Below are 26,496 nucleotides of genomic sequence, written 5' to 3' on the forward strand. Positions count from 1 at the left end.
CTCAGTGCGTGGCCATGGCGGGACGGCCGCGTGCAGCGACGACGCGTCCGGCCCATGGCAAAAATTCCAGCATCAGCAACAGCAGCGCGATCCACAGGCCCGCCGTGCCGATAATCCCCATCAAGCCGTCGTTCCCCATCGGCAGGTGGTAGTCGTACAGGCCCGCGCCCGTCTTCGGAATGTTCTGGCCGCCGATGAAAATCGTCCAGCGCATCATCCAGGCGCTGTGCAGCGCGATCAGGCCATTGACGAGGCCACTCGTGGCGGGACGCCAGATGGCCAGGGCCATCGGCACGATCGACGACAGCACGGCCCAGACGGCCGTGAACTGCCATTGCGGCATGCCGGCCACCTGGGTAAAGGCCATGCTGTGGCTGGCGCTTACGCCAGAGAGACTCACGAACAGCCAGCCGCCGCCCAGCGCCAGCACCAGCGCCAGCGACAGGGCCAGCGCGCGGTTCAAGGACACTTCCAGCGCCTGGTCGCGGCCCGGCAGGAAGCGGTTGAACAGCAGCGCCAGGCCCACCGCCCCGACAAAGGCCGTGGCGGCAAATTGCGCCGGCAGGAAAGGCGTAAACCACAGCGGACGGGCGCGCACCACCATCACTTCCATGCCCGTGTACAGGCCCACCACGAAGGCGGCGAGCAGGGTGAAGGCGGCGGCGGTGACGATGGCCTTGCGCGATGCGGCGCCGCCACGTCCCAGCAGGCGGTAGGCAAAGGCCAGACGGTCCTGGCCCAGCCCCCGCGCGGCGAAGTCCACGCGCAGCGCCAGCCATGCGTACAGCATCAGGCAGCCCAGATACAGGGGGATGAAGAACGAGCCCCACGACATCCACGATTGCGGCTGGAAGTAAATGTAGAAATGGTAGAAGCGCCCCGGCCCGTGCAGGTCGGCCAGCAGCGCCACGGGTGCCGTCATGCCGCAAACGAGGGACGCCAGCAGCGCGATGCGTCCCAGGCGTTCATACGCCTTGCGGCCGAAGACGAAATACGGCAAGGTCAGCATGAAGCTGCCGTAACTGAGGCCGATGAGGAAAAAGTACTGCACCGCCCACGGCAGCCATGCCGCTTCGCGCGTGACGTTGAGAATTTCGGTGATGTGGCTGTCCATGGTTTATTTCCCGTGTTTGCTCGGTTGCCAAAGAGTCGCTTCGCCTTCGACGTGGCCGGCGAAGCGCGTGTCCAATCCCAGGTAAAACACGTGGGGCTGGGTGCCCTGCTCGGGTTTGAGCACCTTCACCTTGTTCTCGGTCAGCAGCTGGTGCACCATGCTTTCCGGATCATTCAGGTCGCCGAAGATGCGCGCGCCGCCCACGCAGGTTTCCACGCAGGCCGGCAGCAAGCCTTCGTCGACGCGGTGCGCGCAGAACGTGCATTTGTCGGCCTTGCCCGTCTCGTGGTTGATGAAGCGCGCGTCGTACGGGCAGGCTTGCACGCAGTAGGCGCAGCCCACGCAGCGGTCGCCGTCGACGACGACGACGCCATCCTTGCGCTGGAAAGTGGCGCCCACGGGACAAACGGGGATGCAGGGAGGATTGGCGCAGTGGTTGCACAGGCGCGGCAGCATGTAGGTGCCGCAGCGGTTTTCTTCCTTGACTTCATAGGTCGAGACGACGGTGCGGAAGCTGTTTTCCGGGACGGCGTTTTCCATGATGCAGGAGACCGTGCAAGCCTGGCAGCCGATGCACTTCTGCACATCGACCACCATCGCCCAGCGCTGGCCGCCTTCGCCCTTGGTGGCGGCCTTGCCTGGCAGCGGTGCGATGGCCGCCCCGATGGTTACGGCTGGCAAGGCGCGCAAGAAACTGCGGCGCGATTCGATCATGACACTCTCCTTGACTATGGGCGGCAAGCCCTTGTTGACTTGCTGCCATGATAGAAAAGAAGGCGCTACGGGGGTATTGGGGTGATAGTGCGGGAACCTAGATGATCATGCCAATTGACAGGCGAGAGAATGCGGAGTAATACGCCTACAGCTCGTCGAGCGAATACAGCCGGCGGTGCTCGCGGATCGCGTAGCGGTCCGTCATGCCTGCGATGTAGTCGGCGATCTTGCGCGCCTGCTGCGTGACGTCGCCATCCTTGAGCTGATAGTCGGGCGGCAGCAGCGCCGGTTCGGCCATGAAGCTGTCGTACAGTTCGCGCACGATGCGGCTCGCCTTCACGCGCATGCGGTTGACCTGGTAGTGACGGTACAGGTTCGCCCTTAAAAAGCGTTTCAGCTCCGTCGCATCCTTGCGCATGGCGTCCGAAAAACGGATCAGCGGAGGGCTGGTACGCACTTCGCTGACGTCGCGGGGAGCGGCGTCCGCAATCAGGGCCGTTGACGTGACGATGAGATCGTCGGCCAGGGCCGTGATCAGGCGGCGCAGGGTCTCGTAGATGGCGCGCCGGCCGGACAGGCCCGGGAACGCCTGCTGCACGTCGCGCCACAGGCGGCCGAAGAATTCCACCTCTTCCAGCTGCGCGATGGTGATCAGGCCCGAGCGCAGGCCGTCGTCGATATCGTGGCTGTTGTAGGCGATTTCATCGGCCAGGTTGGTCAGCTGCGCTTCCAGTGTCGGTTGCGTGCGGTCGATGAAGCGCTGGGCCACCGGCCCCAGCTCGCGCGCATGCGCCAGCGAGCAGTGTTTTAATATGCCTTCGCGCGTCTCGAACATCAGGTTCAGGCCATCGAACGCGCCGTAATGCTCTTCCAGGGTATCGACCACGCGCAGGCTTTGCAGGTTGTGCTCGAAGCCGCCGTGCGCCTGCATGCATTCATTGAGCACGTCCTGGCCCACGTGGCCGAACGGCGTGTGGCCCAGGTCATGCGCCAGCGCGATGGCTTCCACCAGGTCTTCGTTCAGGCGCAGGTTGCGCGCAATCGAGCGGCCGACCTGCGCCACTTCCAGGCTGTGCGTCAGGCGCGTGCGGAACAGGTCTCCCTCGTGATTGAGGAAAACCTGGGTCTTGTATTCGAGGCGGCGGAAGGCCGAGGAATGGATGATGCGGTCGCGGTCGCGCTGGAACTGGCTGCGCGAGGCGTGCGCCGCTTCGGCAAAGCGACGTCCCTGCCCCTGTGCCGAATGGGCGGCGTACGGAGCGAGGAAGTCTTCCGGCGTCATGGCTATTGCACTCCGGCGGCCAGGGTAGCGAGCACCAGTTCGTGCGGCGCGGACGTGATGCACGGGCTGCCCAAGGGTTTCAACAGGATGAACTTGATGGCGCCGCCCTCGTTCTTCTTGTCCACTTCCATCAGTTCCAGCCAGCGCTCGACACCGAGGTCGGGCGCCTTGACGGGCAGGCCGGCGGCGGCGACGAGTTTGCGCACGCGCTCCACGGCCGCCTGGTCGATATAGCCCATGCGGCAGGACAGGTCGGCCGCCATCACCATGCCGCAGCCGACGGCTTCGCCGTGCAGCCAGTGGCCGTAGCCCAGGCCCGCCTCGATGGCGTGGCCGAAGGTGTGGCCAAAGTTCAGGATGGCGCGCAAGCCGCCTTCGCGTTCGTCCTGGCGCACCACGTCGGCCTTGATTTCGCACGAGCGGGCAATCGCATACGCCAAAGCCCCCTTGTCGCGCGCCATCAGCTTGGCCATGTTCGCCTCGATCCAGTCAAAGAAGGCCGCATCGATGATGGCGCCATGCTTGATCACTTCGGCCAGGCCGGCCGACAGCTCGCGCGCGGGCAGGGTTTCCAGGGTCGAGGTGTCGGCGATCACGGCGCGCGGCTGGTAGAAGGCGCCGATCATGTTCTTGCCCAGCGGGTGGTTGATGCCCGTCTTGCCGCCGACGGAGGAATCGACCTGCGCCAGCAGGGTGGTGGGCACCTGCACGAAGCCGATGCCGCGCATGTAGCTGGCGGCCGCATAGCCGGTCAGGTCGCCGATCACGCCGCCGCCCAGCGCCACCAGGGTGGTCTTGCGGTCGCATTTATTGGCCAGCAGCGCGTCGAAGATCTGCATCAGGCTGGCCCAGTTCTTATATTCTTCACCGTCCGGCAGGACGATGCTGATCACTTCACGGCCATCGCTGGCCAGCGCCGCCTGCAGGCGGCCCAGGTACAGGGGCGCGACGGTGGTATTGGTGACGATGGCCACCTTGTGGCCGCTGATATGGCGCAGCAGCGCATCGGCGTCGGCCAGCAGGCCGGGACCGATGGCGATCGGATAACTGCGTTCGTCGAGGTCTACGCTCAACAACATTTTGGATTGCTCGTTCATCGAAGGCTCTGCATGAATGACGCAGTTGGGCGAGGCCTCGCATTCGAGGCTGGCCAGCTGCATCAGGATGGTCTGAACCATCGATTGTACGTTAGGACGGCCCGTGTCGATCACAATGTCGGCCACTTCCATGTAATGCGGCTCGCGCTGCGCCGTCAATTCCTCGAGCTTTTTGCGCGGGTCCGCCGTCTGCAGCAGGGGGCGGTTCTTGTCGTGGCTGGTGCGCGCCAGGATGTTGCTGACGCTGGCGCGCAGGTAGACGACCGTGCCCCGCTCCTTCAGGTAGGCGCGGCTGTCGGCGTTGAGGATGGCCCCGCCGCCGGTGGCCATGACGATGCCTTCCTGGGCGCTCAGGTCGCGGATGACCTCGGCCTCGCGCCGGCGAAAGCTGGCCTCCCCCTCGATTTCAAAGATCCACGGGATGGTCGCTCCCGTGCGTGCCTCGATTTCGTGGTCGGAATCGACAAAGCGCAAGCCCAGCTTGCGGGCCAGGATGCGCCCGATCGTGGTTTTGCCTGCGCCCATGAGGCCGACAAGAAAGATATTACTGTTGGAAATTTCGGACACTTTTTATATCAATCAGAAAATAAGCAGGCGCCGCCTCTACGGCGCCCGTTTCCCCTTACGTCAAGGACAGGAGAATGTCAGTCTAAACGGGTAACTGGTGGCGTTACCCAGCGGCGTCGTCACTGTTACATTAAACGTGCTGACCACATTCGCTACACAATTTGTCGGCGTCAGGCTGTTAATTGTAACGGCATGCCGGCCTCCCTGGTTACCTTGAATGTTGCCTCCGGTACGGTCATCCACGCCAAGCGTGTTGTGCGGATAGATATTTTGTATGCTGTCCGGAGTGATGGATCCAACGCCATTGATCATATTCGTGATCGCGACCGTGGTCCCGGAGGGCATGGGATTTTGATGCAAATCGCTGAATCTCAAGCTGAATTGACGCACTGCAGCAGCTGAAACGCTTCCAAGATCATAGGTGCTGCGATCCAGGCTGACCTGGGCCGACTGATCGAACAGCATGACATTTTCGGGACGGCTGCCGCTCAGGAAGATGGCGATCTTCGCGAACAACGTCTTGCTGCCGTCCGAAGTGCTGGCGCAGACGGTGGCAAGACCGGGCCACAGGCTGTCGGCCGTGCCGCCATTGCTGACATCATTGCAGGGCGTGACAGGTGGATTGGTCGCCACACGCGGGTTCTGGCTGCGGAAGTCGACCGAGCAGCCGCCGTTCATGGTGGTGCAGCCGCCCATGCTGGACGAGCCGATGGCGCCCAAATTGCTCTGAAATACCACCGGCGTGCCGTCAGGAACAGGGTTGCCCGCTTGGTCTGCCAGCAAGATAGTGACGGTCGTGGCAGGGTTGCCCACGGGACTGTCATACGACCAGCCTTCCACGCTGGACTTGACGGAGCTGAGCGAAAACGCCGTTTGCACAGGCAAACCAGTCGTTACCAGGATGGAATCGGACAAAGTGGAAATGCCAGAGGCCAGGCTGGCCTTGACGCGGAAGGTGGTCGGGGTGGTGCCGGAATTGACGGTGGTGATGACGTCACCGTTGGCATCCGTGGTGTCTGTCACTTTATTGAGCGTCATGCCAGGGCCGTTCAACAGCGCAAACGTCACTTCCTGGCCGACCAGCGGTTTGTTGAAAGTATCGAATACGCGGAAAGTCAGCGTGGCCATTTCCGTGCGCGCTATGCCGCCCTGCCCTTGAATCACGATCGATTTGCCTACCGGACTGACGCTGGAAAATTGTACCGATGCCGGCGCGACGCGGCCGATCGGCAGCGTCGCGTGAAGATACATGGAAGCGCTGCCCGCCACTGTGGCATTGACCATATCGTAGTCATTGCAACCCAGGTCGCGGAAAACAGCTGTGGCCTTGCCATTGACGACCGGCACGCCACTGGTCACGCTAGCCTTGCCGGCCGCCACGCAAGTCGAACTGAAATTGACCGTCTGACCTGATCCCGTGTACAGGCTGGTGCCAGCCATGACATCAACCGTGACATTGGTGGTGCCATAGGCCGCGATGCTGGCGGGCGAAAACCGCATGTTCTCCACACTCAGGTCGGTGGCTCCCAGCACATAATTAATCTGGCTGCTGGCAACGGCACCATTGGCCGTTGTGGTCGCCCGCAACGTGGCGGCGCCGCTGGCCGACAGATTGAAAGGACGCAGCGTTACGCTGGCCGTACCTGTCGCATCGGTCAGTGCCGTCCCTACCGATGGTGACATTACTGCCATGGTATTGTCAGTCGAGAATGCCACCAACATGTCGCTGATCGGTTTTCCGTTCAAATCGGTCACCAACGCCTTGGCCGTCAGCGGCGTGGCGCTCGACAGCGCGTTACTGGCGCTGCTACCACTGAACAGCGACAGCGTCATTTTCGCGCCCGCAGCCTGCGCCGCCTTGACCTCATAACTCGCCTCGCCGGTGACCATGGCGGTGCCCGCCGCGACAGTGGCCGTCAGCTTGCCCGCACCGGTGACCGTCGCATTCAAGGCCGAGACAGTGATGCTGGCATAGCCCTTGGTGTCCGTCAGCGCCGTGCCATTGCTCGACGACAGCTTTACCAGTGTGGCGTCGGAGGCGAAAGTGACTATCGTATTGCTGACCGGAGCACCATTTTTATCGATCACCAGCGCCTTGGCCGTCAGCGGCGCAGTGCTGCTTAGCGTACTGGCAGGCTGGTCGGCCGAGTTCAACAGGCTCACCGTGACCGTCGCGGCCACACCACCGGTGGTACCACCGCCCTTGCCGCCATCGATGGTCGGATCACCGCCACCGCCGCCGCAGGCGGCCAGTACAGTGCTCAAGACCAGCAAGAGCAGCCAATTCGATACCCTACTCCAAGAAGTATTGCCTAAAGAGAAATTCCGCATAGTCGCCATCAGTCCGCTTTCGTTTGCATTGTTACTTAAACGTAAAGATGTGACATTAACGTGTTGCTGGCCGATCTGCCACTATTTTCGGCGTAATAAACACCATCAGTTCCGTTTTTTCTTGACTGCGGCCCGTGCTGCGGAAAAAAACACCGAGCACGGGGATGTCGCCCAGCAGCGGCACCTTGCTGTCCGTACCCCGTTCGGACTGCTGATAAATGCCGCCCAGCACCACCGTGCCGCCGTCTTCCACCATCACTTGCGTCCGCACGTGTTTGGTGTCGATGGCGAAGCCGGAACGCGTTTCCTGGCCCACGCTATCCTTGTTGACGTCCACTTCCAGCACCACGTTGCCGTCCGGCGTAATCTGCGGCGTCACTTCCAGGCGCAAATTCGCCTTGCGAAACGTGATGGACGTGGCGCCGCTGCTGGTGGCCACCTGATACGGCAGTTCGATGCCCTGCTCGATCAGCGCCAGCACCTTGTCGGCCGTCACCACGCGGGGGCTGGAAATGATCTTGCCCCTGCCGTCCGCTTCCAGCGCGGACAGTTCCAGATTCAAAAAGCGGTTGGCGGCCGCCGAAAACAGGCTCAGGGCGAAGCTGGCCGGCTGCAAGCCATTGATGCTGGCGGCCGGCAAGTTGACGAATTGCGTGTTCGGCACGAAGGCGCCGGCGCCCGCCACCGTTTGCCCCGTCGCCTCGCCCACGCCCTGGTAACTGCCGCCGATGGCCGCGCGGCGCCCGCTGCCGCCCAGGGAAAAGCCGGGCACCTGGCCCGCCGCCAGGCGCTGGTCCGTAAAACCGAGGCGCGCGCCCAGATTGCGGCTGAAACTGTCATTCGCCTCGACGATGCGCGCCTCGATCATGACTTGTCGCGTGGCAACATCCGTCTTGGCGATCAGCTGACGGATCTGTTCCAGGCGCGCCGGCACGTCCGTCACGAACAACTGATTCGTGCGCGGCTCGATGAGCACGCTGCCACGGCGCGACAGCAGGCGGCTGCGCCCTTCTCCCGCGTCCAGGGCGAACACCGTGCGGAACGCTTCAGCCTTCTGGTAATTGAGCTGGAAGATGGCCGATTGCAAAGGTTCGAGTTCGGCAATCTGCGCGCGCGTTTCGAGCTCCAGCTTTTCGCGCGCCAGCATTTCCTCACGCGGCGCGATCCACAGCACGTTGCCGTTGCGCCGCATGTCCAGGCCCTTGGCCTGCAACAGCAGGTCGAGCGCCTGGTCCCACGGCAAGTCGCGCAGGCGCATCGTCACATTGCCCGCCACACTGTCGCTGGCGATGATGTTTTGCCCGGAGGCATCAGCCAGGATGTGCAGGGCCGCGCGCACGCCCACGTTCTGGAAATCGACGGAGATCTTCTCGCCCGCGTAAGGGCGCGGGGCCGACACGTGCACCACCGCCTCCTGGGCAAGGCCGCAGGCATGCAGACACAGCATGACGGCCAGGAGCATGCGGCGCGGCCTCATGGCGCCGCCTCGGGCAGGCTGGCTTTCGTCCCCGCCACCTGCAAGGCCAGGCTGCCGCGCCGCTCGCGCCACGGGCCATCCGCCTCGCGCAGCAATTCACGGTACTGCACCGCCTGTTCGCTGATCTCCGTCACCATACCGTGGTCTTGCCCCAGATACTGGCCCACCGCCACCCGGTACACGCGCTGGCCCGCCAGCAGCAGCGCGTTCAGGCGCCCGTCCTGCTGCACGCTGCCCACCATGCTGATGGCAGGCAAGGCCACGCTTTCCAGCGGTTCACGCACGCGGCGCGGGTCGGGTCCCGCCACGTTGCCCCGCTGACCCGGCGCGGGCGCTGGCGGCAATGCATTGAAAGGATCGGCCAGCGCGGCCGCCTCATAGGGATGCGGCGTGACAGCGGCAAGCGGGCGCCATGCCGCTACGGCTACAGGCGTGCCTGCCTTGGGCACCAAAGCCGCTTGCGCCGCCCGTTCTCCCGCTTCGGGCAAGCGATACGCGTGCAGCACGGCATCGAGGGTCAGCAAGCGATCCTTGCCGAGGTTCAAGGCCAGCTCATGCACCGTGACGATGCGCGGCAAGCGCGCCAGATCCGCCAGCAGCGCGCCCATGGCATGATAGCTGCCGCGCAACTGTATGGCGATCGGCAAGGCAACATACGGTGCTTGCGGCTGGGCCACTCCCGGCTTGAACAGCGAAAATTGCAAGCCGCGCGACTGGCCTGCGGCATTGATATCCGTCAACAGCACCGCCATCGCCTGCTGGTCGGGCAGTTGCTGTTCCAACAAGGCCAGCTCGGCGCCGGCCTGGCGCTGCTGCGCGCGCCACTGCGGCAACTGTTTCGCCCTGGCCTGCGCCGACAGATAATCGGCGCGCAGACGGGCCTCCTCGCCTTGCCCCGCCTGCACGGCCGCCAACAGGCCATCGAGCCACGCAAGGTGCAGCAGGGCCGCCACCAGCGAACCGGCCAGGACAGCGCAAGCGAGGCGCCCCGGTAACGGCCACAGTGACGCGATCTTCAAGCTCAGCATGATCAACCTCCACGACTAAGATTGCCCAGCGGGTGCCAACGCCAGCCGTATCGTCCATTCCACGGCGCCATCTGCCGCGCCGCGCACTTCAAGCACTTCCGGCCTGGACCAGGGCACGGCCTGCGCCAGCGCCAACAATAGTGCCGCGACCTTTTCCTGCGAAACGGCATGCCCTTGCAAGCGCACCATCGCCGTTTCCTGGCGCACACTGTGCAAGGCCACGCCAGCCGGCATCGCGCGCGCCAGCGCGTCCAGCATGCGGACCCAGGCATTGCGTTGCTCTTGCAAATTGGCGATGGCCTGCTGGCGCAGCAACAGTGCCGCCGTCTCGCCCTGCACCCGCTTGCCGGCGGCAAGGACGACCTCGACTTGCTGCATGGCACTGCGCCAGCCCTCTTGGCGGCGCAGCTGCGCGTCGAGCTGGTGCTGTAGCCAAGCCCCTGCCGCCAGGGCCACCAGCAAGCCCAGCAACGCCCCACCCGCCAGTTGCCACAGCAGCAGCTGAATACGCCTGCGGCGTGCCGCCTGGCGATACGGCACAAGGTTGATGCACAGCACTTGCGTGCGGACTTTCATCGGGCGTACCGGTGCAAGGCCAGGCCCCAGGCCAACTGGTACGCCACGCCACCATCGGGCAAGGCTTGCCAGCCACCGTGCGCGAGCGCCGCCTGCAGCGCGAGCGCCTCGCTATCCATGACCACAGCCTGCAAACCCGCCGCCGTGGCCGCATCGAGACGGCGCTGCACGGTGGCGCGCCGCGCCGCCACCAGCAGCACGTCAACCTCCTTGCCTGTCGTGCCGGCCAGCGGCGGCGCGGGGCCGAGAATGACAAAATCCAGGCTGGCATCTTCCAGCGCAAACGGCATGTATTGCGCCGCTTCCAGTTCCACGAGGATTTCCAGCTGTTCCTCCGGCAATCCTGCGGGCAAGCGGATCGCATGCGTGATCAGGGCCGTGGCCGGCATGGCCAGCGCCACCCGCGTGCAGCCGCTGCCGCTGTCGCGGTGGGCCTGGCGCAGGGCATCGGCCAGGCCCGGCAGATCTTCGACACTGCCTTCAAGCATTATTCCAGCAGCCAGTGCGGCGCTGCCGCAATGCCGGCACGACAGTTTTCCCCGCCGGCGCCGCAACTCGACCACGCGCACGGCATCGTCCGCGATGTCGACGCCCAGCAAGCCGGCGCCAAAAAAATTGCTGATAGACATGTTTTTCATAGAGAAACGTCAGCGTGGGAGGAGTTCCTGCCATTCGAAAGCCTAGTCCTGGCAGCGCTGGCTTGTAAATGGATTTCACGCCGGAGTCTGCGGTACGCGGCGCCTATCTGGCCCGGCCGTGATCTGGCGCAGAATAATTGTTACCAAATCCTGGTTGCCAGCGGGCCCATACACGCTTATATAGAGTATCGGCAAGTTTCGACACTGCCCCCGGGCAAGCGCCACGGCGCGCTGCCACCCCGGCAAGCTCGCTTATAATTGGCCGGCATAATTAACCGAAAGACATACGACGCATGACATCTTCAAACTCCGCTGGCTCCGCTGGCTCGAAGCCGCCCACCAAGGGCAGCAAACCCAAACGTTTTCTGCTGATGGCCCTGGTATCGCTGCTGGGCCTGGGCATCGTCGGCGTCTTGCTGGTGGTCTTTGGCCTGGCCATGGCCTATCCGAACCTGCCGGCGCTCGATACCTTGACCGATTACAAGCCCAAGATGCCGCTGCGCGTGTTCACGTCCGACAGTGTGCTGATCGGTGAATTCGGCGAGGAACGGCGCAACATGGTGCACATCAAGGATATTCCCGATGTCATGAAGAAAGCCGTGCTGGCCATCGAGGATGACCGCTTCTATGAGCATGGCGGCGTCGATTACCTCGGTATCACGCGCGCGGCCCTGCACAACCTGACGGGCGGCGCCAAGCAAGGCGCCTCGACCATCACGCAGCAGGTGGCGCGCAATTTCTTCCTGTCCAGCGAACAGACCCTGAAACGCAAGGCGTATGAAGTATTGCTGGCGTGGAAGATCGAGAAAAACCTCAGCAAGGACCAGATCCTCGAAGTGTATATGAACCAGATTTATCTGGGACAGCGCGCCTACGGCTTCGCGTCGGCCGCGCAAATCTATTTCGGCAAGAGCATCCAGGACCTCACCGTGGCCGAAGCGGCCATGCTGGCTGGCTTGCCGAAGGCGCCATCGGCCTACAACCCCGTCGTCAATCCGAAGCGCGCGCGCATGCGCCAGCAATACATTCTGCAACGCATGGCGCAGCTGGGCTACATCACGCCAGAGCAGTACACGGAAGCCAAGAATGAAGAGCTGAAAGTGAAAACCGACAGCAGCGCCTTCGGCGTGCACGCGGAATACGTGTCGGAAATGGCGCGTCAGCTTGTCTACGAGCAATTCAAGGAAGACACCTACACGCGCGGCCTGAACGTCTACACCACCATCACCAAGGCCGACCAGGACGCCGCCTACATCGCCTTGCGCAAGGGCGTGATGGATTACGAGAAACGCCACGGCTACCGCGGCCCGGAGGCATATATCGAGATTCCGAAAACCAAGGCCGAAGCCGATGACGCGATCGAAACGGAACTGGCCGACCACCCGGACAGCGATGACATCATCGCCGCCATGGTGCTGCAGGCGTCACCCAAGTCCATCCAGGCCGTCACCTCGGCCGGCGAGGAAATTACCATTACCGGCCCCGGCCTGACCTTTGGCGCGGCCTGGCTGTCGGAAAAAGCGGCACCGAACCGCCGCATCAAGCGCGGCGCCGTGATCCGCGTCATGCAGGAAGGCAACACCTGGGTCTTGACGCAGATGCCGGAAGTGCAATCGGCGTTCGTCTCGGCCAGCACCACGGACGGCGCCATCCGCGCCATGGTGGGCGGCTTCGATTACAACCGCAACAAGTTCAACCACGTCACGCAGGCGTGGCGCCAGCCCGGTTCCGCCTTCAAGCCCTTCATCTATTCCGCTTCGCTGGAACGGGGCCTGTCGCCGGCCACCATCATCAACGATGCGCCGATCTCGTTCGACGCGGGCCAGACGGGCGGCCAGGCATGGGAACCGAAGAACTACGACAGCAAATACGACGGTCCGATGACCATGCGCAAGGGTCTGATGAAATCGAAGAACATGATTTCCATCCGCATCCTGCACAAGATCGGCGCCAAGTATGGCCAGGAATACGCGACGCGCTTCGGCTTTGACGCGGACAAGAACCCGCCGTACCTGACCCTGGCCCTGGGCGCCGGCAACGTGACGCCGCTGCAGATGGCGGGCGCGTATGCCGTGTTCGCCAACGGCGGCTACAAGATCAACCCGTATCTGATTGCCAAGGTGACCGACAGCGACGGCAATGTGTTGTCGCAAGCCAAGCCGGACCTGGCGGGCGAGGAAGCCAACCGCGTCATCGATGAGCGCAATGCCTTCATGATGAACAGCATGCTCAACGACGTGGTGCGCTTCGGCACGGCAAATAAAGCCATGGCCTTGAAGCGCCCTGACCTGGCCGGCAAGACGGGCACGACCAACGATTCCATCGACGCGTGGTTCGCCGGCTACCAGGCCAAGCTGGTGGGCATCGCCTGGATCGGCTACGACCAGCCGCGCAACCTGGGCAACCGGGAAACGGGCGGCGGCCTGGCCTTGCCGATCTGGATCAACTATATGGCCAAGGCATTGAAGAGTATTCCCGTGGAGGAACGCGCCGTGCCGGAAGGCCTGATCCACGTGGGCGACGAGTATTACTATGCGGAAAATCCACCGGGCACGGGCGTAGGCAGCCTGGAAGGCGCGGCGCGCGGTACGCCGGAGGAAGAAAAAGCCAAGGAAGCCGTCAAGAACGAGTTGTTTTAAGATCGTTTGATGCAAAAAAGGACAGCCTGAAGAGGCTGCCCTTTTTGATTGCGCGCGGCTAAAACAATTACTTCAATACCACCGGCGCACCCGCCTGCTCGCTGGCCATGCTGGACAAGGCCGCAAACAGTTCCGAACCGTCGCGCGTGTTGATCCATTCGTCGCCCACGCGCTTGTAGTGGAAACCGCCGGAACGGGCGGCCACCCACATTTCGCGCATGGGGGCCTGGCTGTTGACGATGATTTTCGTGCCGTTATCGATGAATTCGATCTCCAGCACATTGCCGCTGCGGCTGCATTCGACGTCGAGCACGTCTTCATCGTTCAGCCGGTCCAGCGCCGCCTCGATCTGGGTCAGGGTGGCTTCGGCCAGGGCCAGGAATTCCGATTCGCTCATGCTACACTCCAAAGATCTTAATCAAACCGTGATTCTAATCGTGAAGTCATCCTCAGCGTTTTATATCGGCACCGCCATTGTGGTTTCTAGCGTCCTGGCCGGCTGCGGCCAGCCCGGCCCCCTGTACCTGCCCAAGCCGCCAGCGGCCAAGGGCGCACCGGCCAAAGGCCCCGTCGAACCGGCGCCCGTGCCGCCGCCGCCGGTGATCGTGCCGGCGACCTAAACGGAGCGCACCGGGGTGGCGGCATTCGCCGCCCTGGCATTTTTGACGCGCTTGCTCCAGAAAAAATACACACGCATTAACAGCAATAGCGCGACGATACTGCCAAACAGGATCGGTTGCGCGAAATTGTGCTTGCCCGCCTTCATCCACCAGAAGTGCAAGATACCGAGCGGGGCGATGACATAGATCAACCGGTGCAGCCACTGCCAGCGCTTGCCCCCCAGGCGTTTCACCATGCCGTTCGTGCTCGTCACGGCCAGCGGAATCAGCAGCACGAAGGCAATAAAACCCACCGTGATGAATGGCCGCTTGAGCACATCCTTCCACATTTCCTGCACATCAAAAAAGTGATCGAACCATAAAAACGTGGTGAAGTGCAGCGCCGCGTAGAAAAACGCGAACAGGCCCAGCATGCGCCGCAGCTTGATCAGCCAATTCCATTGCGTGAAGCGGCGCAAGGGCGTCACCGCCAGGCTGATGCAGATAAAATACAGGGTCCAGTCGCCCGTGCCGCGCGTGATGAATTCCAGCGGCTCCACCAGTTGCCCCGTGTACGTGAGCCAGACCATGCGCGCAAACGGCAGTAGCGCCAGCAGAAAAACCAGGCTTTTGAAGAGCGACAATTGTCTCGGCGTGGGGTGGAAGGCCATGGTCTTTCCTTAAAAGAACTTCTTCAGATCCATGCCCGCGTACAAGGAAGCAACATCGTTGTAGCCGTTGAACATCAGGGTCTTGCGCTTGCGCGCGAGAAAGCCGTCTTCGCCGATGCGCCGCTCGGACGCCTGCGACCAGCGCGGATGATCGACGTTCGGGTTCACGTTGGAATAAAAACCGTATTCGGACGGCGCCGACAGGTTCCAGGACGTGCGCGGCTGTTCCTTGACGAAACGGATCTTGACGATGGATTTGGCGGATTTAAAACCATATTTCCACGGCAAGACCATGCGCACGGGCGCGCCATTCTGGTTCGGCAAGGTTTCGCCATACATGCCCAGGGTCAACAGCGCCAGCGGATGGTTCGCTTCATCGATGCGCAAGCCTTCCGTATAGGGCCACTGCAGCACGCGGCTGCCCACGCCCGGCATCTGCTTCTTGTCGGCCAGGGTGATGAATTCCACATACTTGGCATTGCCCGTCGGCTCGACCTTCTTGATGATTTCCGAGAAGGAATAACCAACCCAGGGAATCACCATCGACCAGCCTTCCACGCAGCGCAGCCGGTACACGCGCTCTTCCAGCGGCGCCAGCTTCAACAGGGCGTCCAGATCGAGCGTCATGGGCTTCCTGACTTCGCCTTCGATACTGACGGTCCACGGCCGCGTGCGCAGGGTGCCCGCGTTTTGCGCCGGATCGCTCTTGTCCGTGCCGAATTCGTAGAAATTGTTGTAGCTGGTGGCGTCTTTATAGGCCGTCTGCTTGTCCAGCGCCGAATAGGCGGGATTCAATTTGGCGGACAGCTTGGGATTGGTGCCTTGCGCGAACGCTTCGCGGCTGGCCATTTCCAGCAAGGCCGCGCTGGACACGGAGCCCAGGGCGATTTGCTTGATGAAGCTGCGGCGCGATTCAAACACGGCGCGTGGCGTGATTTCGGAAGAATACGGCAACTCAATGCCGTTGGGACTGCGCTTGATCAACATGGCGGCTCCGGGAAAAGGTGATGATTTGTACCTTACACCAGTTTTCCCGGGCCGTTCATGACGCTTCTGTCATTAAAGCTTGCCGTAAGAATGCAGGCCGGAGAGAAACATATTCACGCCCAGGAAGGCAAACGTCGTCACCAGCAAGCCCACCAGCGCCCACCACGAGGCGACGCGGCCGCGCAAGCCCGTCATCAGGCGCATGTGCAGCCAGGCTGCATAGTTGAGCCAGACGATCAGCGCCCACGTTTCTTTCGGGTCCCACGACCAGTAGCCGCCCCACGCTTCGGCCGCCCACAGGGCGCCCAGGATGGTCGCTACCGTGAAGAAGGCGAAGCCCACGGAAATGGCCTTGTACATGACGTCGTCGAGCACTTCCAGCGACGGCAGGCGGTCGACCAGGTAGCCGCTCGATTTGAGCAGGTAGGCCGCCGCCACCATGGCCGACAGGGCGAAGGTGCCGTAGCCGATGAAGTTGGCCGGTACGTGGATCTTCATCCACCAGCTTTGCAGGGCCGGCACCAGCGGCTGGATTTCCGCCGCATCGCGCGTGACCGTGTACCACATCAGGAACACGACGGCCGCGGAAATGACCAGCATGACGAAGGCGCCCAGCTGGCGCGTCGCGTAGTGCTGCTCGTAATACAGGTAGAACATGGCCGTGATCAAGGAAAACAGGATGAACACTTCATACAGGTTCGACACGGGGATGTGGCCCACGTCGGCGCCGATCAGGTAAGACTCGTACCAGCGCACCAGCATGCCCGTCAGGCCCAGTACCACGCCGGCCCAGCACAGCAGGGAGCCGACGGACGAGCCGAATTCCGAGCGCGCCACCAGGCCGATCCAGTAGAACAGGGTCGACAGCACGAACAGGGTGCCCATCCACAGGATGGCGGACTGGCTCGACAAGATGTATTTCAGGAAGAATTTCTGGTTCGCCATGTCCAGATGGCCCGCGTACAGTTCGATGGCGAACAGCGACAGCACGGCCGCCAGCGGGATCAGCCAGCGCACGGGCTTCCAGTACCAGCCCAGCCACGCGAACGTGGGCGCCGCGGCTAGCAGGATGGCTTTTTCGTAGATATCCATGAAGGCGCCAAAGCGCATCAGACCGAACAGCGAGGCGGCCAGCAAGCCGGCACCATACAGCCAATCGATCAGGCTCAGGCGCTTGAAAAATCCTGGTTCCTGCGTATATATTTGCTTGTTTGCCAATTCCATCATTTTCTCCATTCCCGGCGACGCGCAAGCGCCCCGAAACTCAGCCAATCCAACTCAGCGCAGCTTACGCCGATTGCGGCAGCTTTGCCTTCAAAGTCTCAAATTCTTTTTCAAAATCCAGGGTCTTGCGTTGCGTGCTCATGGCCATCAGGGCTTCGCTGCCGCCCTCGCCATCCTTGATCCACACCCACAGGCGGCGCTCGCGGATATAAAACATGGAAAATACGCCGATCACGAGGAACAGGCAACCGAGGTAGACCACGCTCTTGCCCGGCGAACGCGTCACTTGCAGCACGGACGCCTTGATCTCCGTAAACTCGTCGAGTTGCAGATACACGGGCGCGCCATAGAAGAAGCTGTCGGACAGCGCATTCGTGGCCAGCTGCAGGAAGCGGCCGTGCTTATCATCGGCCTCGATGGCTTTCAAGCCATCCTGGGCGCGCGCCGCCTGCCACAAGTCCCACAGGCTGCCATTCAAGATTTTCATGAAGATATCGGCCGCTTTTTCCTGCTCGGCCGTCGGAACTTTCTCCAGGAAACGCGAAATGGCGAGGAAACCGCCCTCTTGTCCATTGCCGGCAAAGATACCCAGGCTTTTCGCCGCCGATTCCTGCAACTGGCCGCGCAAGGCTTCCGCGTTCGCCTGCGGCATGGCGCGCGCCGCATAGCGTGCGGCAGCCTGCTGGCGCAGCGCGGGATCTTGCAGCGCGGCACGCAAACGCATCCACTCGTTCACACTGTAATTGTCATCGGCGGGAATGCGCAGATAGCTGAACGGGTCGCTGGGGTTGACACGCATGCCGGCCAGAAACACCGTCGTGCCATCGACCGTGACGGGCTGCATGTAATTCTGGTACTCGCGCGCCTGGCCCGTCTTGTCGCGCAATTTGTATTGCACCGAGGGACCCACGTTCTTGAGATCCTTGTTATGCGCGTTCTTCGCGGCCGACCCGAGGCGTTTATCGAGGCCGACGGCGAATTTATCGTTGAAACTTTCCGCCTTGCTGACGGCGCGCACATCCTGGCCCGCGCTGAGGTTTTCCACGTTAAACGGACGGAAACCCGACCATTCCACCGTGTAGGAATTGCCGTCGCTGCGCTCGAGCGGCGTGCTGCCGCCCACTTCGCCGCCGATATCGAAGCGTTTCGTCGTCTTGCCCGTCATGGGAAAACCAGTCAACTTGAGCTTGCTGCCGCCATCTTCAAAGCTGGACTGGTACAGGGCCAGGCCCTTGTACAGCAGCGGCTGGTTGACTTTGATGGTCGCGGGGAAACTTTCTCCCGTTGCATGGTCGGTGACGACCACATCGCTGGCGAACAGCTTGGGCATGCCCGTGCTATAGAAATCGATGTGGAATTTCTTCAGCAGGATGGTGATGGGCAGATCCTGGATCAGCACGCCATCGGCCTGGGGAATGATGGCCGTGTTGCTCGACGAGCCTTCCGGGATCATGGTATTGCCGCGGAAAGTAGGATTCGACAGGCTCAAACGGTGCTGGGCGGGAATATCGGCGATCACGCCGCTGCCGGAAAACGGCGTCTTACCAAAGAACCATTGCTGTACGCGGATCGGCATTTCCGAATCGAGCAAGCCGCCCACGCAAATGATGACGATGGCGCCATGGGCAAAGATATAGCCCCATTTATTGGCCGCGCCCCGCTTGGCGGCCACCAGGGTGGCGTTGTCCTTCTCGACCACCTTGGCCCCGTAGCCGGCGTCTTTCAGGCGCATCACCATCTGCTGCGCCAGCACGGCGCGCGGCAGCGGCGCCTGCCATTCCAGCTTGTGGTGGAAATTGCGCAGCGATTGCTCGCGTACGGTTTCGCGCCAGCTGCGCATGTCCTTGAGCATCTTCGGCGCATTGCGCACGATGCACAGCGAGGTCGAGGCAACCAGAAAACCCATGATGACGAGGAACCACCAGGCCGAATACACGGAATACAGGCTCAGCTTGTCGAAGACGGCGAACCAGAACGGACCGAACTGGTTCACATAATTGGGCATGGGCTCGTTTTGCTTGAGCACGGTGCCGATGATGGAGGCGACGGCGATCAGGGTCAGCAGGCTGATGGCAAAGCGCATCGACGAGACCAGCTCGACGAATTCAGCCAGGCTGCGGCGTTGGGTCTTTAACTCGATTCCAGTCGTGCCAGTGCTCATACGTGGATACTCATACGGGATATGCAATCTTCAAGAAAATGTAGGCATGGAGCAGAGTGTTTCTCCGCGCAAGGCGGCAGCATACTCCTGTTTGGCCCCTGCCATGAAAAAGGGCAGCCTGTGGAGACGGCCGCCCTTGTTCATGCGCGCTGGTGCGCCTGGCAATCGCTTGCCAATATGAAAACTTACTTCAGGCCGGCGATGTAATCGGCCACGGCGGCAATCTCGTCATCCGACATGCGGGCGGCGATGGTGTGCATTTGCGCGCTGTTCTTGCGGGCATCAGCCTTGGTGCTGCGGAACATGGTCAGCTGGGCCACCGTGTAATCCTGGTGCTGGCCGGCGATGCGCGGATACTGGACGGGAATGCCATTGCCCGTCGCGCCATGACAGCTGGCGCAGGCGGCAACTTGCTTGGAAGCAATGCCACCACGGTAGATTTTCTTGCCCAGGTCGATCGTATCCTTGTTTTTCGCCGCACCCGGCTTGGACACCTGCGCGCCCAGGTAGGCGGCGATATTCTTCTTGTCGGCGTCGCTGAGCATCTTCGCGTACGTCGTCATGACGGGCTGGCTGCGCTCCGGCGTGGTGAAGTCGACCAGTTGCTTGTAGATATAGCTTTCGTGCTGGCCGGCCAGCTTCGGATTGACCGTGATGGTCGAATTGCCGGCCGCGCCATGGCAGGAGACGCAGGCAGGCAAGCCGCGCGCCGCATCGCCATCGGCGTACAGGGTAGCGCCCTTGGCGGCATCGGCCTTGACGGCCGGTTTCGGTGCTTCGACCGCGGAAGCAGTTGCCGATACAGCCAGCAAAGCGAGCAGCATGGATTTGATAAACGGTGAAAACGCACGATTCATTCAGGCACCCTGAGACAGTGAGAAATTAGTGGTGGACATTGCCGCGCCCTGTGGATTTTTGCTTTATTTTCAGGGCCGCAAGCCGCATCGCTGCTACGCCGGCAACAATAAACAACCCCTTATTGTACAATAGCTTCTTGGCGTTATCGCTCCCTTATCGCTCCCTTTTGTTGCTTTACTACTCCCATGTCAAAACTCTGGCAAGCCCGCTTCTTTACGACCGTCAACCAATTGCGTGACCTGCCCGATACCACGGTGCCGGAAATCGCCTTTGCCGGCCGCTCCAATGCCGGTAAATCGACCGCCATCAACATCTTGTGTAATCAGAAAGGCTTGGCGTTCGCCTCCAAGACACCTGGCCGTACCCAGCACATCAACTACTTCTCCATCGGCGGCGCCCACGTGGCGCAGCACCGCAAGGATGCCACCATCGTCGAAGAGATCGAATGCCTGCTGGTCGACTTGCCGGGCTACGGCTACGCGGAAGTATCGGGCTCGGCCAAATTGCACTGGCAGCGCCTGCTGGGCGACTACGTGCAGCGCCGCGAGCAATTGGCGGGCTTGATCCTGATCATGGATTCGCGCCGTCCCTTCACCGACCTGGACATCCAGATGCTGGAATGGTTCGCCCCGACGGGCAAACCAATTCACTGCATCCTGACGAAAGTCGATAAGCTGAACCGCAATGAATCGGTCAACGCGCTGCGCCAGGCGAAAGCCAAGCTCGACAGCTACGTGGATGAAGACGGCGTCGGCTTCCCGTTCACAGTGCAACTGTTCTCGGCCCTGAAAAGAGTCGGCATCGACGAAGCCAATGACAAGATCATGGAACTGGCCGGCATCAGCGAAGACGGCGCGGCCCAGATGGTCGACTTGATCGAGATGGAAGACGACGTCGAGCCGGAAGCGGACAAACCGGCTTGATCAAGATCAACGCTGCGTAAAAAAGGCTGCCCGTTCACACGGTGCAGCCTTTTTTATTGCCGTCAGGTTTCCCGAGCGTTTAGCGCCGTCCCGGCCCTGGGCGCTTCTCGGAAAAGAATTCCTGGCGCAGGAAAGCCATCAGCTCAGCCGTGTCTTCCACGCGGGCGCTGAGGTTGACGTTGCGTCCCAGGCGGCGTGATTCCCACACGAAATCGCCGGGCTTTTCGGCACGGATCAGCTGGATCATCTTCTTCAGGATGGCCGTTTCGATATCGGGCTCATTGCCCAGCTCCACTTTTTCCTGCTTCAGCCAGTTGCGCTTGAAGTTGCCATTCCAGCCCTTGAACTTGACTTCCGCGCTGAACGAGGTCTGGTTGACGATAGAAAACACGCCGCCCGAATCCTCGCGGTCGCTGCCGGAATTGCGTCCCTGCGCGCCGGCGATGTTCGCCTTGGCCACGCGCATGGCGCGGTCGTTTTCGCTTTCCTCGGCCGGCGGCGCGGGATTTTGCGCCTGACGCTGCTTGCGGCGCTGCTCGATCATCGAACTCATGTCTTCAGCGGGCGGCGGCGGCAACGGCACTTTCGACACCAGCGGCGGCGTGAAGGTTTCCAGTTTCGGCTTGTCGCGCGGCACGTCTTTTGTGACCACGCGCTTGCTCGGCGCCGGCGGTGGTTTCACCTTGGCCACTTTCGTGTCCTTCGGTTTCGGCGTGGGCTTGGGTGTGGGCTTGGGCTGCGGCTTCGGTTGCGGCTTGTCCTTCAGGGGCGCAATGTAGACCATCGCGCTTTCCTTCTTCGGCGGCGGAATCTTTTCGATGGTGTCGCTGCGCAGCAGGACATACGCGGCCAGCAGCACGTGCAGCAAGACGGACACGCCGAGCGCCACCTTGCGCATGGTGCTGGTCCTGGACCCGTAGGCCGGTGGTGGCTGGATCAATTGCCCGCAGGTGGGGCAATAGTCGGAATCGGCAGCCATCAAATGGGTCGTGTCATGCAAAATGAATCGTGCTTTCTGTGTAGCAACAAAAATAATCTTACAGGGCAGCCATAGTGCCAGAGTCCCTTGCTTTTGGGAACACTTCCCCGGCATTTCCAACCCGAAGCGTACAGGATCGCGGTATTCCTTGCAGCGCAAGCTAGGGTACCCGAGCCGTCTCTTGACGGTTGTTACCGTATGTATCACGGTCCATACAAGACCGGCGCCGCATTCACTGAGGAACGGGGCGCCGGTGGTGGCCGTGTGGCGGCTCAGGCCTTGTTGTCGAGCGCCACCAGTTGCTCGTCCGTCAACGGTCCCGTGCCGCTGTACTTGTCGAGGAACAAATAGATGACGGGCGTGATGAACAGGGTAATGACTTGCGAGAAAAGCAAGCCACCGACCACGGCCAGGCCCAGCGGCTGGCGCAGCTCGGCACCGGCGCCCAGGCCCAGGGCAATCGGCAAGGCGCCCATCAAGGCCGCCGCCGTCGTCATCATGATGGGACGGAAACGCAGGATGCAGGCCTGGCGGATGGCGTCGGTTGGGCTCATGCCCTCGTTGCGCTGCGCATGCAGGGCGAAGTCGATCATCATGATGGCGTTTTTCTTGACGATGCCGATCAGCATCAAAATGCCGATGATGGCGATCATGGTCAGGTCCATGCCGAACAGGCGCAGGGTCAATAGCGCCCCCACGGCCGCGGACGGCAAGCCGGCCAGGATGGTCAGCGGGTGGATGTAGCTTTCATACAGCACGCCGAGCAGCACATAGATCACGGCCAGCGCGGCAATGATGAGGATGATCTGGCTCGACTGCGAGCTCTGGAACACGGCAGCATCGCCGCCGTAGCGCGTGATGATGGAGGCCGGCAAGCTCATATCCTTGGCCATCGCATCGATCCTGCCCGTGGCGATGCCCAGCGGCACGTCCGGCGCCAGGTTGAAGGCGATGGTGACGGCTTGCAACTGCCCCTGGTGATTCACGGAGGTGGGGCCGATCGTGCGTTCCACATAGGCAATACTTGATAGTTTGACCAGCTCGCCCGTCTTGCTGCGCACGGAGACGCGCGTGAGCGCATCGTCATACTGGCGGTCCGCCGTGGCCGCTTCCAGGATCACATAATAGCTGGCAGCCGAGGAATAGATGGTCGACACTTGCCGCTCGCCAAAGGCGCTGTACAGGGCCGTGCGGATGTCGGACATTTGCACGCCCAGCAGATTGGCCTTGTCGCGGTCGATCCTGAGCGACGCCTGCAAGCCCTTGATTTGCGAATCGCTGGTGACGTCGCGGAAGGCCGGATCGGTGCGCATGCCGGCAATAAACTTTTCCGCCCAGTCATTCAGCGCGTCGGGGCTGACGCTTTGCAAGGTGTACTGGTAGCGGCTCTTGCTCTGGCGCCCGCCCAACTGCAAGTTTTGCACGGGCCGGAAATACACGGCCATGCCGGGCACGGCGCTCGTGGCGCGGCGCAAGTTTTCCAGCACCACCGGCATTTTCGGCCGCTCGCTGCGCGGTTTCAAGACCATGAACATGCGGCCCGTGTTGCCGCCGCCGACGAACGAGGTCACATCCTGCACGCTGGGGTCCGCCATGAGCACGGCCGCCACGCGGGCTTGCAAATCCTGCAATGCCGCGGAGGAAATATCTTCCGACGCTTCCGTATTCACCTGGATCTGGCCCAGGTCTTCCTCGGGGAAGAAACCTTTGGGAATGGTCGCGTACAGCAGCACCGTCAGCGCAAAGGTACACACGGCAACAAAGAGCACCACGTTGCGGTGCGCCAGGGCCTTGTCTAGCAGATGCACATAGCCGTTGCGCAATTTCGTGAAACCGGCTTCGAAATGGCGGCCGATAAAGGTTTTCTCGCCATGGCTGGGGTCGCTGTCATTGTGCTCGCGCGAGTCGGGCGGCAGGAAGCGGCTGGCCAGCATCGGCACCAGGGTCAGCGACACGACGGCGGACACCAGCACGGCCAGCGAAACGACCACGGCGAACTCGTGGAACAGCAAACCGATCACGCCCGGCATGAAGAAGATGGGGATGAACACGGCCACCAGCGAGACGGAAATCGAAATGATGGTAAAGCCCATCTCTTTCGCCCCTTCCAGCGCCGCGCGTATCGGTTTCTTGCCCATCTCGATATGGCGCACGATGTTTTCCAGCACCACGATGGCATCGTCGACGACGAGGCCGACGGCCAGGGTAATGCCCAGCAGGGAAACGTTGTCGAGGCTGTAGCCGAGCCAGTACAGCAGGGCCAGGGCGCCCAGCAGGGAAATCGGCATGGTGACGGCCGGAATGAAGGTGGCGGTCGCACGGTGCAGGAACAAAAAGATCACCAGCACCACCAGCACCACGGTCAGGGCCAGGGTCAAATTGACGTCGTGGATGGCTTCGCGGATCGACAGCGAGCGGTCGTTAACCAGGCTGATCTGTATAGACTGCGGCAATTGCTCCTTGAAACCCGGCAACAGACGGCGCACGCCGTCGACCACTTGCACGGTATTGGCGTCCGGCTGGCGCTGCACCATCAGGCTGATCGAACGCTCGCCATTGAAACTGCCGACGGCCTTGATCGATTGAAAGCTGTCTTCCACCTCGGCCACGTCTTTCAGGCGCACAGGCTGGCCATTGCGGCTGGCGACGATCAGTTCGGCAAAATCGGCCGCTTTCATCATTTGCGGATTACCCTGGATGGTCAGGGTCTGGCTCGGACCGTCAAGAATGCCCAGCGGGGAATTCGTGTTCGAGGTGCGCAAGGCGGTGGCCAGTTCGTCCATCGTCAGGTTGCGCGCATTCATCAGGTCGGCACGGGCACGCACGCGCACGGCGAAGCGTTTCTGGCCATTGACGATGACCTGCGCTACGCCAGGCAAGGTCGACAGGCTGGGGGCGATCAGGTTTTCCGCATAATCATTGAGATCCGACAAATTCAGCGAGGGCGACGTCATCTGGATGAACAGCACCGGCGCATCAGCCGGATTGACCTTGCGGTAAGACGGCAAATCCGTCATTTCCGTCGGCAACTGGCGCTGTGCGCGCAGCAGGGCCGCCTGCACATCGACGGCAGCCTCGTTGACATTGATGCTGGCGTCAAATTCCAGGGTCAGCGAGGTATTGCCCAGGGTACTCGTGGACGTGATCAGGCTGAGGCCGGAAATGGTGGAAAACTGTTTTTCCAGCGGCAAAGCCACCGAGGACGCCATGGTTTCCGGGCTGGCGCCGGCCAGGTCGGCGCTGACGTTGATGACGGGCGTGTTGTAGCTCGGCAAGGCCGCCACGGGAATTTGCAGGTAGGCCAGCACGCCGGCCAGGATGATGGAGAGGGACAGCAGCACCACCATGACGGGGCGGCGGATGCTCAGTTCGGACAGGTTCATGCTGGCTTGCCCTGCGCTGCGGCGGCGCCATCGGCGGCCTTGTGTTTTTCCGCCAGGCGCACCTTGCTGCCTGGGCGCAAGTTCTGCTTGCCATCGACGATGACTTTTTCATCGCCGGCCAGGCCGGTGACGACGGCGCTCGGTCCGAATGCATACACGCGGGCAATCTTGCGCATCCTGGCTGTGTTGTCCGCCTCCATCGAGTACACGAACGTGCCGGTGGTACTCGTGATGATGGCGTTTTGCGGAATGACGAGCGCATCCTTGAGGGTGCGCACGGTCAGCTGCGTATTCACGTACTGGCCAGGCCACAGGTCGGTGCCGCCATTGTTGAAACGGGCCTTGACCTTGATCACGCCCGTGGCGGGATCGACGGCATTGTCGATAAAGTTCAGTTTGCCATCGAGCTGCTTGCCGCCCGCGTCCGACAGCAGCGCCGTGACGGGCACCTCGCCCGCCTTCTGCGCCGCCAGCAAGCCCGACAGGCTGCTTTCCGGCAAGGTGAACGACACGTCGATGGGGTCGAGCTGGGTGATGCTGGTCAGCGAAGTAGCCGGCTGCACCAGGCTGCCCGGATACACATTGATGGCGCCCACGCGGCCGCTCTGCGGCGCGCGCAGGACCGTGTAGCTGGAATCGACCTGGGCGGCACGCAAGGCAGCCTGGTCGGCGGCCAGCAAGGCCCGTGCCGCGTCGAGCTGGCTTTGCAGGGTATCCACGGCGCCCTGGGCGATAAAATTCTTGCTCAGCAAATCCTGGTTGCGCTTGAGCTGGCGTTCGAGGTCCTGCACCGAGGCGCGGTCGCGCAGCACCTGCGCTTGCGCCTTGTCAACATTCGCGTGCTCGCTGCGCGCATCGAGCGTGAACATCAGCTCGCCCTGCCTGACGAACTGCCCTTCGCGGATATGCACCTTGGTAATCGTGCTGGTCGTCTGCGGGTGCAGGTCGACACTGCTGATGGGCATGACGCTGCCATTGGCTTGCAGCACCATCGGCACATCCTGGCGCAGCGGCGCGACCACGCTCACCGTCGTCGGCGCCTGCCCGCCCTTGCCCCCTTTACCCTCCTGCCCACCGGTCGCTGCGCCGGACTGATGCTTGAAATACCAGATGCCGCCACCGATACACAGGGCCGCACCCACGAGGATTGCCAGACTAGTCTTTTTCATTGTTCTGTCACGCTGTCGCAGCGCAGGGCTGCAGGTTGAATGTAGTTGCCAGGGGGCATAAAGCACAATATTGTCGCAT

20 protein-coding genes and 1 pseudogene are annotated in these 26,496 nt (G+C 62.0%); 3 read left to right on the forward strand and 18 right to left on the reverse strand.

The genetic code is table 11. From position 1 onward, the window contains the following. Nucleotide 1: 1 nt before the first annotated feature. The 9 genes and pseudogenes from nrfD to pilM all read right to left on the reverse strand — a co-directional run bounded on the left by nrfD (nt 2) and on the right by pilM (nt 10,815). Complete coding sequence (nrfD, locus tag AC07X6_RS05385) at nt 2–1,114, reverse strand: NrfD/PsrC family molybdoenzyme membrane anchor subunit (RefSeq protein WP_494790324.1); 1,113 nt, start codon at nt 1,112–1,114, stop codon at nt 2–4. A 3-nt stretch (nt 1,115–1,117) separates the two neighbouring features. Next, complete coding sequence (gene dsrO / locus AC07X6_RS05390) at nt 1,118–1,828, reverse strand: sulfate reduction electron transfer complex DsrMKJOP subunit DsrO (protein ID WP_071079747.1); 711 nt, start codon at nt 1,826–1,828, stop codon at nt 1,118–1,120. A 145-nt stretch (nt 1,829–1,973) separates the two neighbouring features. Next, a complete protein-coding gene (locus AC07X6_RS05395; RefSeq protein WP_494790325.1) occupies nt 1,974–3,110 on the reverse strand; it encodes a deoxyguanosinetriphosphate triphosphohydrolase in 1,137 nt (378 codons plus the stop codon). Nucleotides 3,111–3,112: 2 nt separating this feature from the next. Beyond that, a complete protein-coding gene (gene aroKB / locus AC07X6_RS05400; RefSeq protein WP_494790366.1) occupies nt 3,113–4,732 on the reverse strand; it encodes a bifunctional shikimate kinase/3-dehydroquinate synthase AroKB in 1,620 nt (539 codons plus the stop codon). Between the two features lie 102 nt (nt 4,733–4,834). After that, nucleotides 4,835–7,039 (reverse strand): Ig-like domain-containing protein, encoded by a 2,205-nt coding sequence (locus AC07X6_RS05405; protein ID WP_494790326.1) that lies wholly within the window; start codon nt 7,037–7,039, stop codon nt 4,835–4,837. A gap of 121 nt (nt 7,040–7,160) precedes the next feature. Beyond that, nucleotides 7,161–8,486 (reverse strand): annotated as a pseudogene (locus AC07X6_RS05410) (type IV pilus secretin PilQ); the annotation flags it as partial. Nucleotides 8,487–8,578: 92 nt separating this feature from the next. Continuing rightward, on the reverse strand, nt 8,579–9,610 hold the full coding sequence (locus AC07X6_RS05415) for a pilus assembly protein PilP (RefSeq protein ID WP_494790327.1): 1,032 nt from the start codon (nt 9,608–9,610) through the stop codon (nt 8,579–8,581). A gap of 15 nt (nt 9,611–9,625) precedes the next feature. After that, the gene (locus AC07X6_RS05420; RefSeq protein ID WP_494790328.1) at nt 9,626–10,186 is read right to left on the reverse strand and encodes a PilN domain-containing protein; all 561 of its coding nucleotides are present in this window, start codon (nt 10,184–10,186) and stop codon (nt 9,626–9,628) included. Further along, entirely contained in the window at nt 10,183–10,815 is a 633-nt protein-coding gene (gene pilM, locus AC07X6_RS05425; RefSeq protein ID WP_494790329.1) for a pilus assembly protein PilM, read from the reverse strand. Before pilM ends, AC07X6_RS05420 begins: the two co-directional genes overlap by 4 nt. A 302-nt stretch (nt 10,816–11,117) precedes the next feature. Between pilM and AC07X6_RS05430 the strand changes: the two genes are divergently transcribed. Next, nucleotides 11,118–13,463, forward strand: coding sequence for a penicillin-binding protein 1A (locus AC07X6_RS05430; protein WP_494790330.1), 2,346 nt, complete (start codon nt 11,118–11,120; stop codon nt 13,461–13,463). Nucleotides 13,464–13,530: 67 nt separating this feature from the next. Here AC07X6_RS05430 and cyaY read toward each other — a convergent pair whose 3' ends face one another. Continuing rightward, nucleotides 13,531–13,860, reverse strand: a complete 330-nt coding sequence (gene cyaY / locus AC07X6_RS05435; RefSeq protein WP_092802037.1) for an iron donor protein CyaY — start codon at nt 13,858–13,860, stop codon at nt 13,531–13,533. Here cyaY and lptM point away from each other — a divergent pair. Beyond that, nucleotides 13,859–14,083 (forward strand): LPS translocon maturation chaperone LptM, encoded by a 225-nt coding sequence (lptM, locus tag AC07X6_RS05440; RefSeq protein ID WP_099378447.1) that lies wholly within the window; start codon nt 13,859–13,861, stop codon nt 14,081–14,083. The two genes, cyaY and lptM, sit on opposite strands and share 2 nt — an antisense overlap. Here the strand turns inward: lptM and msrQ are convergent. The 5 genes from msrQ to AC07X6_RS05465 form a co-directional block, all read right to left on the reverse strand. After that, on the reverse strand, nt 14,080–14,733 hold the full coding sequence (gene msrQ, locus AC07X6_RS05445; RefSeq protein WP_494790331.1) for a protein-methionine-sulfoxide reductase heme-binding subunit MsrQ: 654 nt from the start codon (nt 14,731–14,733) through the stop codon (nt 14,080–14,082). The genes lptM and msrQ overlap by 4 nt on opposite strands. A 9-nt stretch (nt 14,734–14,742) precedes the next feature. Further along, on the reverse strand, nt 14,743–15,720 hold the full coding sequence (gene msrP, locus AC07X6_RS05450) for a protein-methionine-sulfoxide reductase catalytic subunit MsrP (RefSeq protein WP_494790332.1): 978 nt from the start codon (nt 15,718–15,720) through the stop codon (nt 14,743–14,745). A gap of 72 nt (nt 15,721–15,792) precedes the next feature. Next, entirely contained in the window at nt 15,793–16,944 is a 1,152-nt protein-coding gene (gene ccsB / locus AC07X6_RS05455) for a c-type cytochrome biogenesis protein CcsB (protein WP_230541434.1), read from the reverse strand. Between the two features lie 64 nt (nt 16,945–17,008). After that, on the reverse strand, nt 17,009–19,105 hold the full coding sequence (locus tag AC07X6_RS05460; RefSeq protein WP_230541256.1) for a cytochrome c biogenesis protein ResB: 2,097 nt from the start codon (nt 19,103–19,105) through the stop codon (nt 17,009–17,011). A gap of 185 nt (nt 19,106–19,290) precedes the next feature. Then, the gene (locus AC07X6_RS05465) at nt 19,291–19,962 is read right to left on the reverse strand and encodes a c-type cytochrome (protein ID WP_494790333.1); all 672 of its coding nucleotides are present in this window, start codon (nt 19,960–19,962) and stop codon (nt 19,291–19,293) included. 186 nt (nt 19,963–20,148) lie between these two features. Here AC07X6_RS05465 and yihA point away from each other — a divergent pair, with 186 nt between their 5' ends. After that, entirely contained in the window at nt 20,149–20,886 is a 738-nt protein-coding gene (yihA, locus tag AC07X6_RS05470; protein ID WP_230541254.1) for a ribosome biogenesis GTP-binding protein YihA/YsxC, read from the forward strand. Nucleotides 20,887–20,965: 79 nt separating this feature from the next. Here the strand turns inward: yihA and AC07X6_RS05475 are convergent, their stop codons facing one another. From AC07X6_RS05475 to AC07X6_RS05485, 3 genes are all read right to left on the reverse strand, one after another. Next, nucleotides 20,966–21,865 carry a hypothetical protein gene (locus AC07X6_RS05475; protein WP_494790334.1) on the reverse strand — a complete coding sequence of 300 codons (900 nt, stop codon included), beginning with the start codon at nt 21,863–21,865 and terminating at the stop codon, nt 20,966–20,968. A gap of 272 nt (nt 21,866–22,137) precedes the next feature. Then, on the reverse strand, nt 22,138–25,248 hold the full coding sequence (locus AC07X6_RS05480) for an efflux RND transporter permease subunit (RefSeq protein WP_494790335.1): 3,111 nt from the start codon (nt 25,246–25,248) through the stop codon (nt 22,138–22,140). Continuing rightward, nucleotides 25,245–26,417 (reverse strand): efflux RND transporter periplasmic adaptor subunit, encoded by a 1,173-nt coding sequence (locus tag AC07X6_RS05485; protein ID WP_494790336.1) that lies wholly within the window; start codon nt 26,415–26,417, stop codon nt 25,245–25,247. Before AC07X6_RS05485 ends, AC07X6_RS05480 begins: the two co-directional genes overlap by 4 nt. Between the last annotated feature and the right edge of the window lie 79 nt (nt 26,418–26,496).

Source organism: Janthinobacterium sp. GW460-12-1-14-LB5 (assembly GCF_059423585.1).

Bases quoted from the DNA above. Each gene is read 5' to 3' on its own strand.
- cyaY (WP_092802037.1), bottom strand. From the start codon at position 13,860: ATGAGCGAATCGGAATTCCTGGCCCTGGCCGAAGCCACCCTGACCCAG.
- AC07X6_RS05480 (WP_494790335.1), bottom strand. From the start codon at position 25,248: ATGAACCTGTCCGAACTGAGCATCCGCCGCCCCGTCATGGTGGTGCTG.
- AC07X6_RS05460 (WP_230541256.1), bottom strand. From the start codon at position 19,105: ATGAGCACTGGCACGACTGGAATCGAGTTAAAGACCCAACGCCGCAGC.
- AC07X6_RS05485 (WP_494790336.1), bottom strand. From the start codon at position 26,417: ATGAAAAAGACTAGTCTGGCAATCCTCGTGGGTGCGGCCCTGTGTATC.
- lptM (WP_099378447.1), top strand. From the start codon at position 13,859: ATGCTACACTCCAAAGATCTTAATCAAACCGTGATTCTAATCGTGAAG.
- AC07X6_RS05395 (WP_494790325.1), bottom strand. From the start codon at position 3,110: ATGACGCCGGAAGACTTCCTCGCTCCGTACGCCGCCCATTCGGCACAG.
- AC07X6_RS05430 (WP_494790330.1), top strand. From the start codon at position 11,118: ATGACATCTTCAAACTCCGCTGGCTCCGCTGGCTCGAAGCCGCCCACC.
- msrP (WP_494790332.1), bottom strand. From the start codon at position 15,720: ATGTTGATCAAGCGCAGTCCCAACGGCATTGAGTTGCCGTATTCTTCC.
- nrfD (WP_494790324.1), bottom strand. From the start codon at position 1,114: ATGGACAGCCACATCACCGAAATTCTCAACGTCACGCGCGAAGCGGCA.
- ccsB (WP_230541434.1), bottom strand. From the start codon at position 16,944: ATGGAATTGGCAAACAAGCAAATATATACGCAGGAACCAGGATTTTTC.
- dsrO (WP_071079747.1), bottom strand. From the start codon at position 1,828: ATGATCGAATCGCGCCGCAGTTTCTTGCGCGCCTTGCCAGCCGTAACC.
- yihA (WP_230541254.1), top strand. From the start codon at position 20,149: ATGTCAAAACTCTGGCAAGCCCGCTTCTTTACGACCGTCAACCAATTG.
- pilM (WP_494790329.1), bottom strand. From the start codon at position 10,815: ATGTCTATCAGCAATTTTTTTGGCGCCGGCTTGCTGGGCGTCGACATC.
- AC07X6_RS05475 (WP_494790334.1), bottom strand. From the start codon at position 21,865: ATGGCTGCCGATTCCGACTATTGCCCCACCTGCGGGCAATTGATCCAG.
- AC07X6_RS05415 (WP_494790327.1), bottom strand. From the start codon at position 9,610: ATGCTGAGCTTGAAGATCGCGTCACTGTGGCCGTTACCGGGGCGCCTC.
- AC07X6_RS05465 (WP_494790333.1), bottom strand. From the start codon at position 19,962: ATGAATCGTGCGTTTTCACCGTTTATCAAATCCATGCTGCTCGCTTTG.
- AC07X6_RS05420 (WP_494790328.1), bottom strand. From the start codon at position 10,186: ATGAAAGTCCGCACGCAAGTGCTGTGCATCAACCTTGTGCCGTATCGC.
- msrQ (WP_494790331.1), bottom strand. From the start codon at position 14,733: ATGGCCTTCCACCCCACGCCGAGACAATTGTCGCTCTTCAAAAGCCTG.
- aroKB (WP_494790366.1), bottom strand. From the start codon at position 4,732: ATGGGCGCAGGCAAAACCACGATCGGGCGCATCCTGGCCCGCAAGCTG.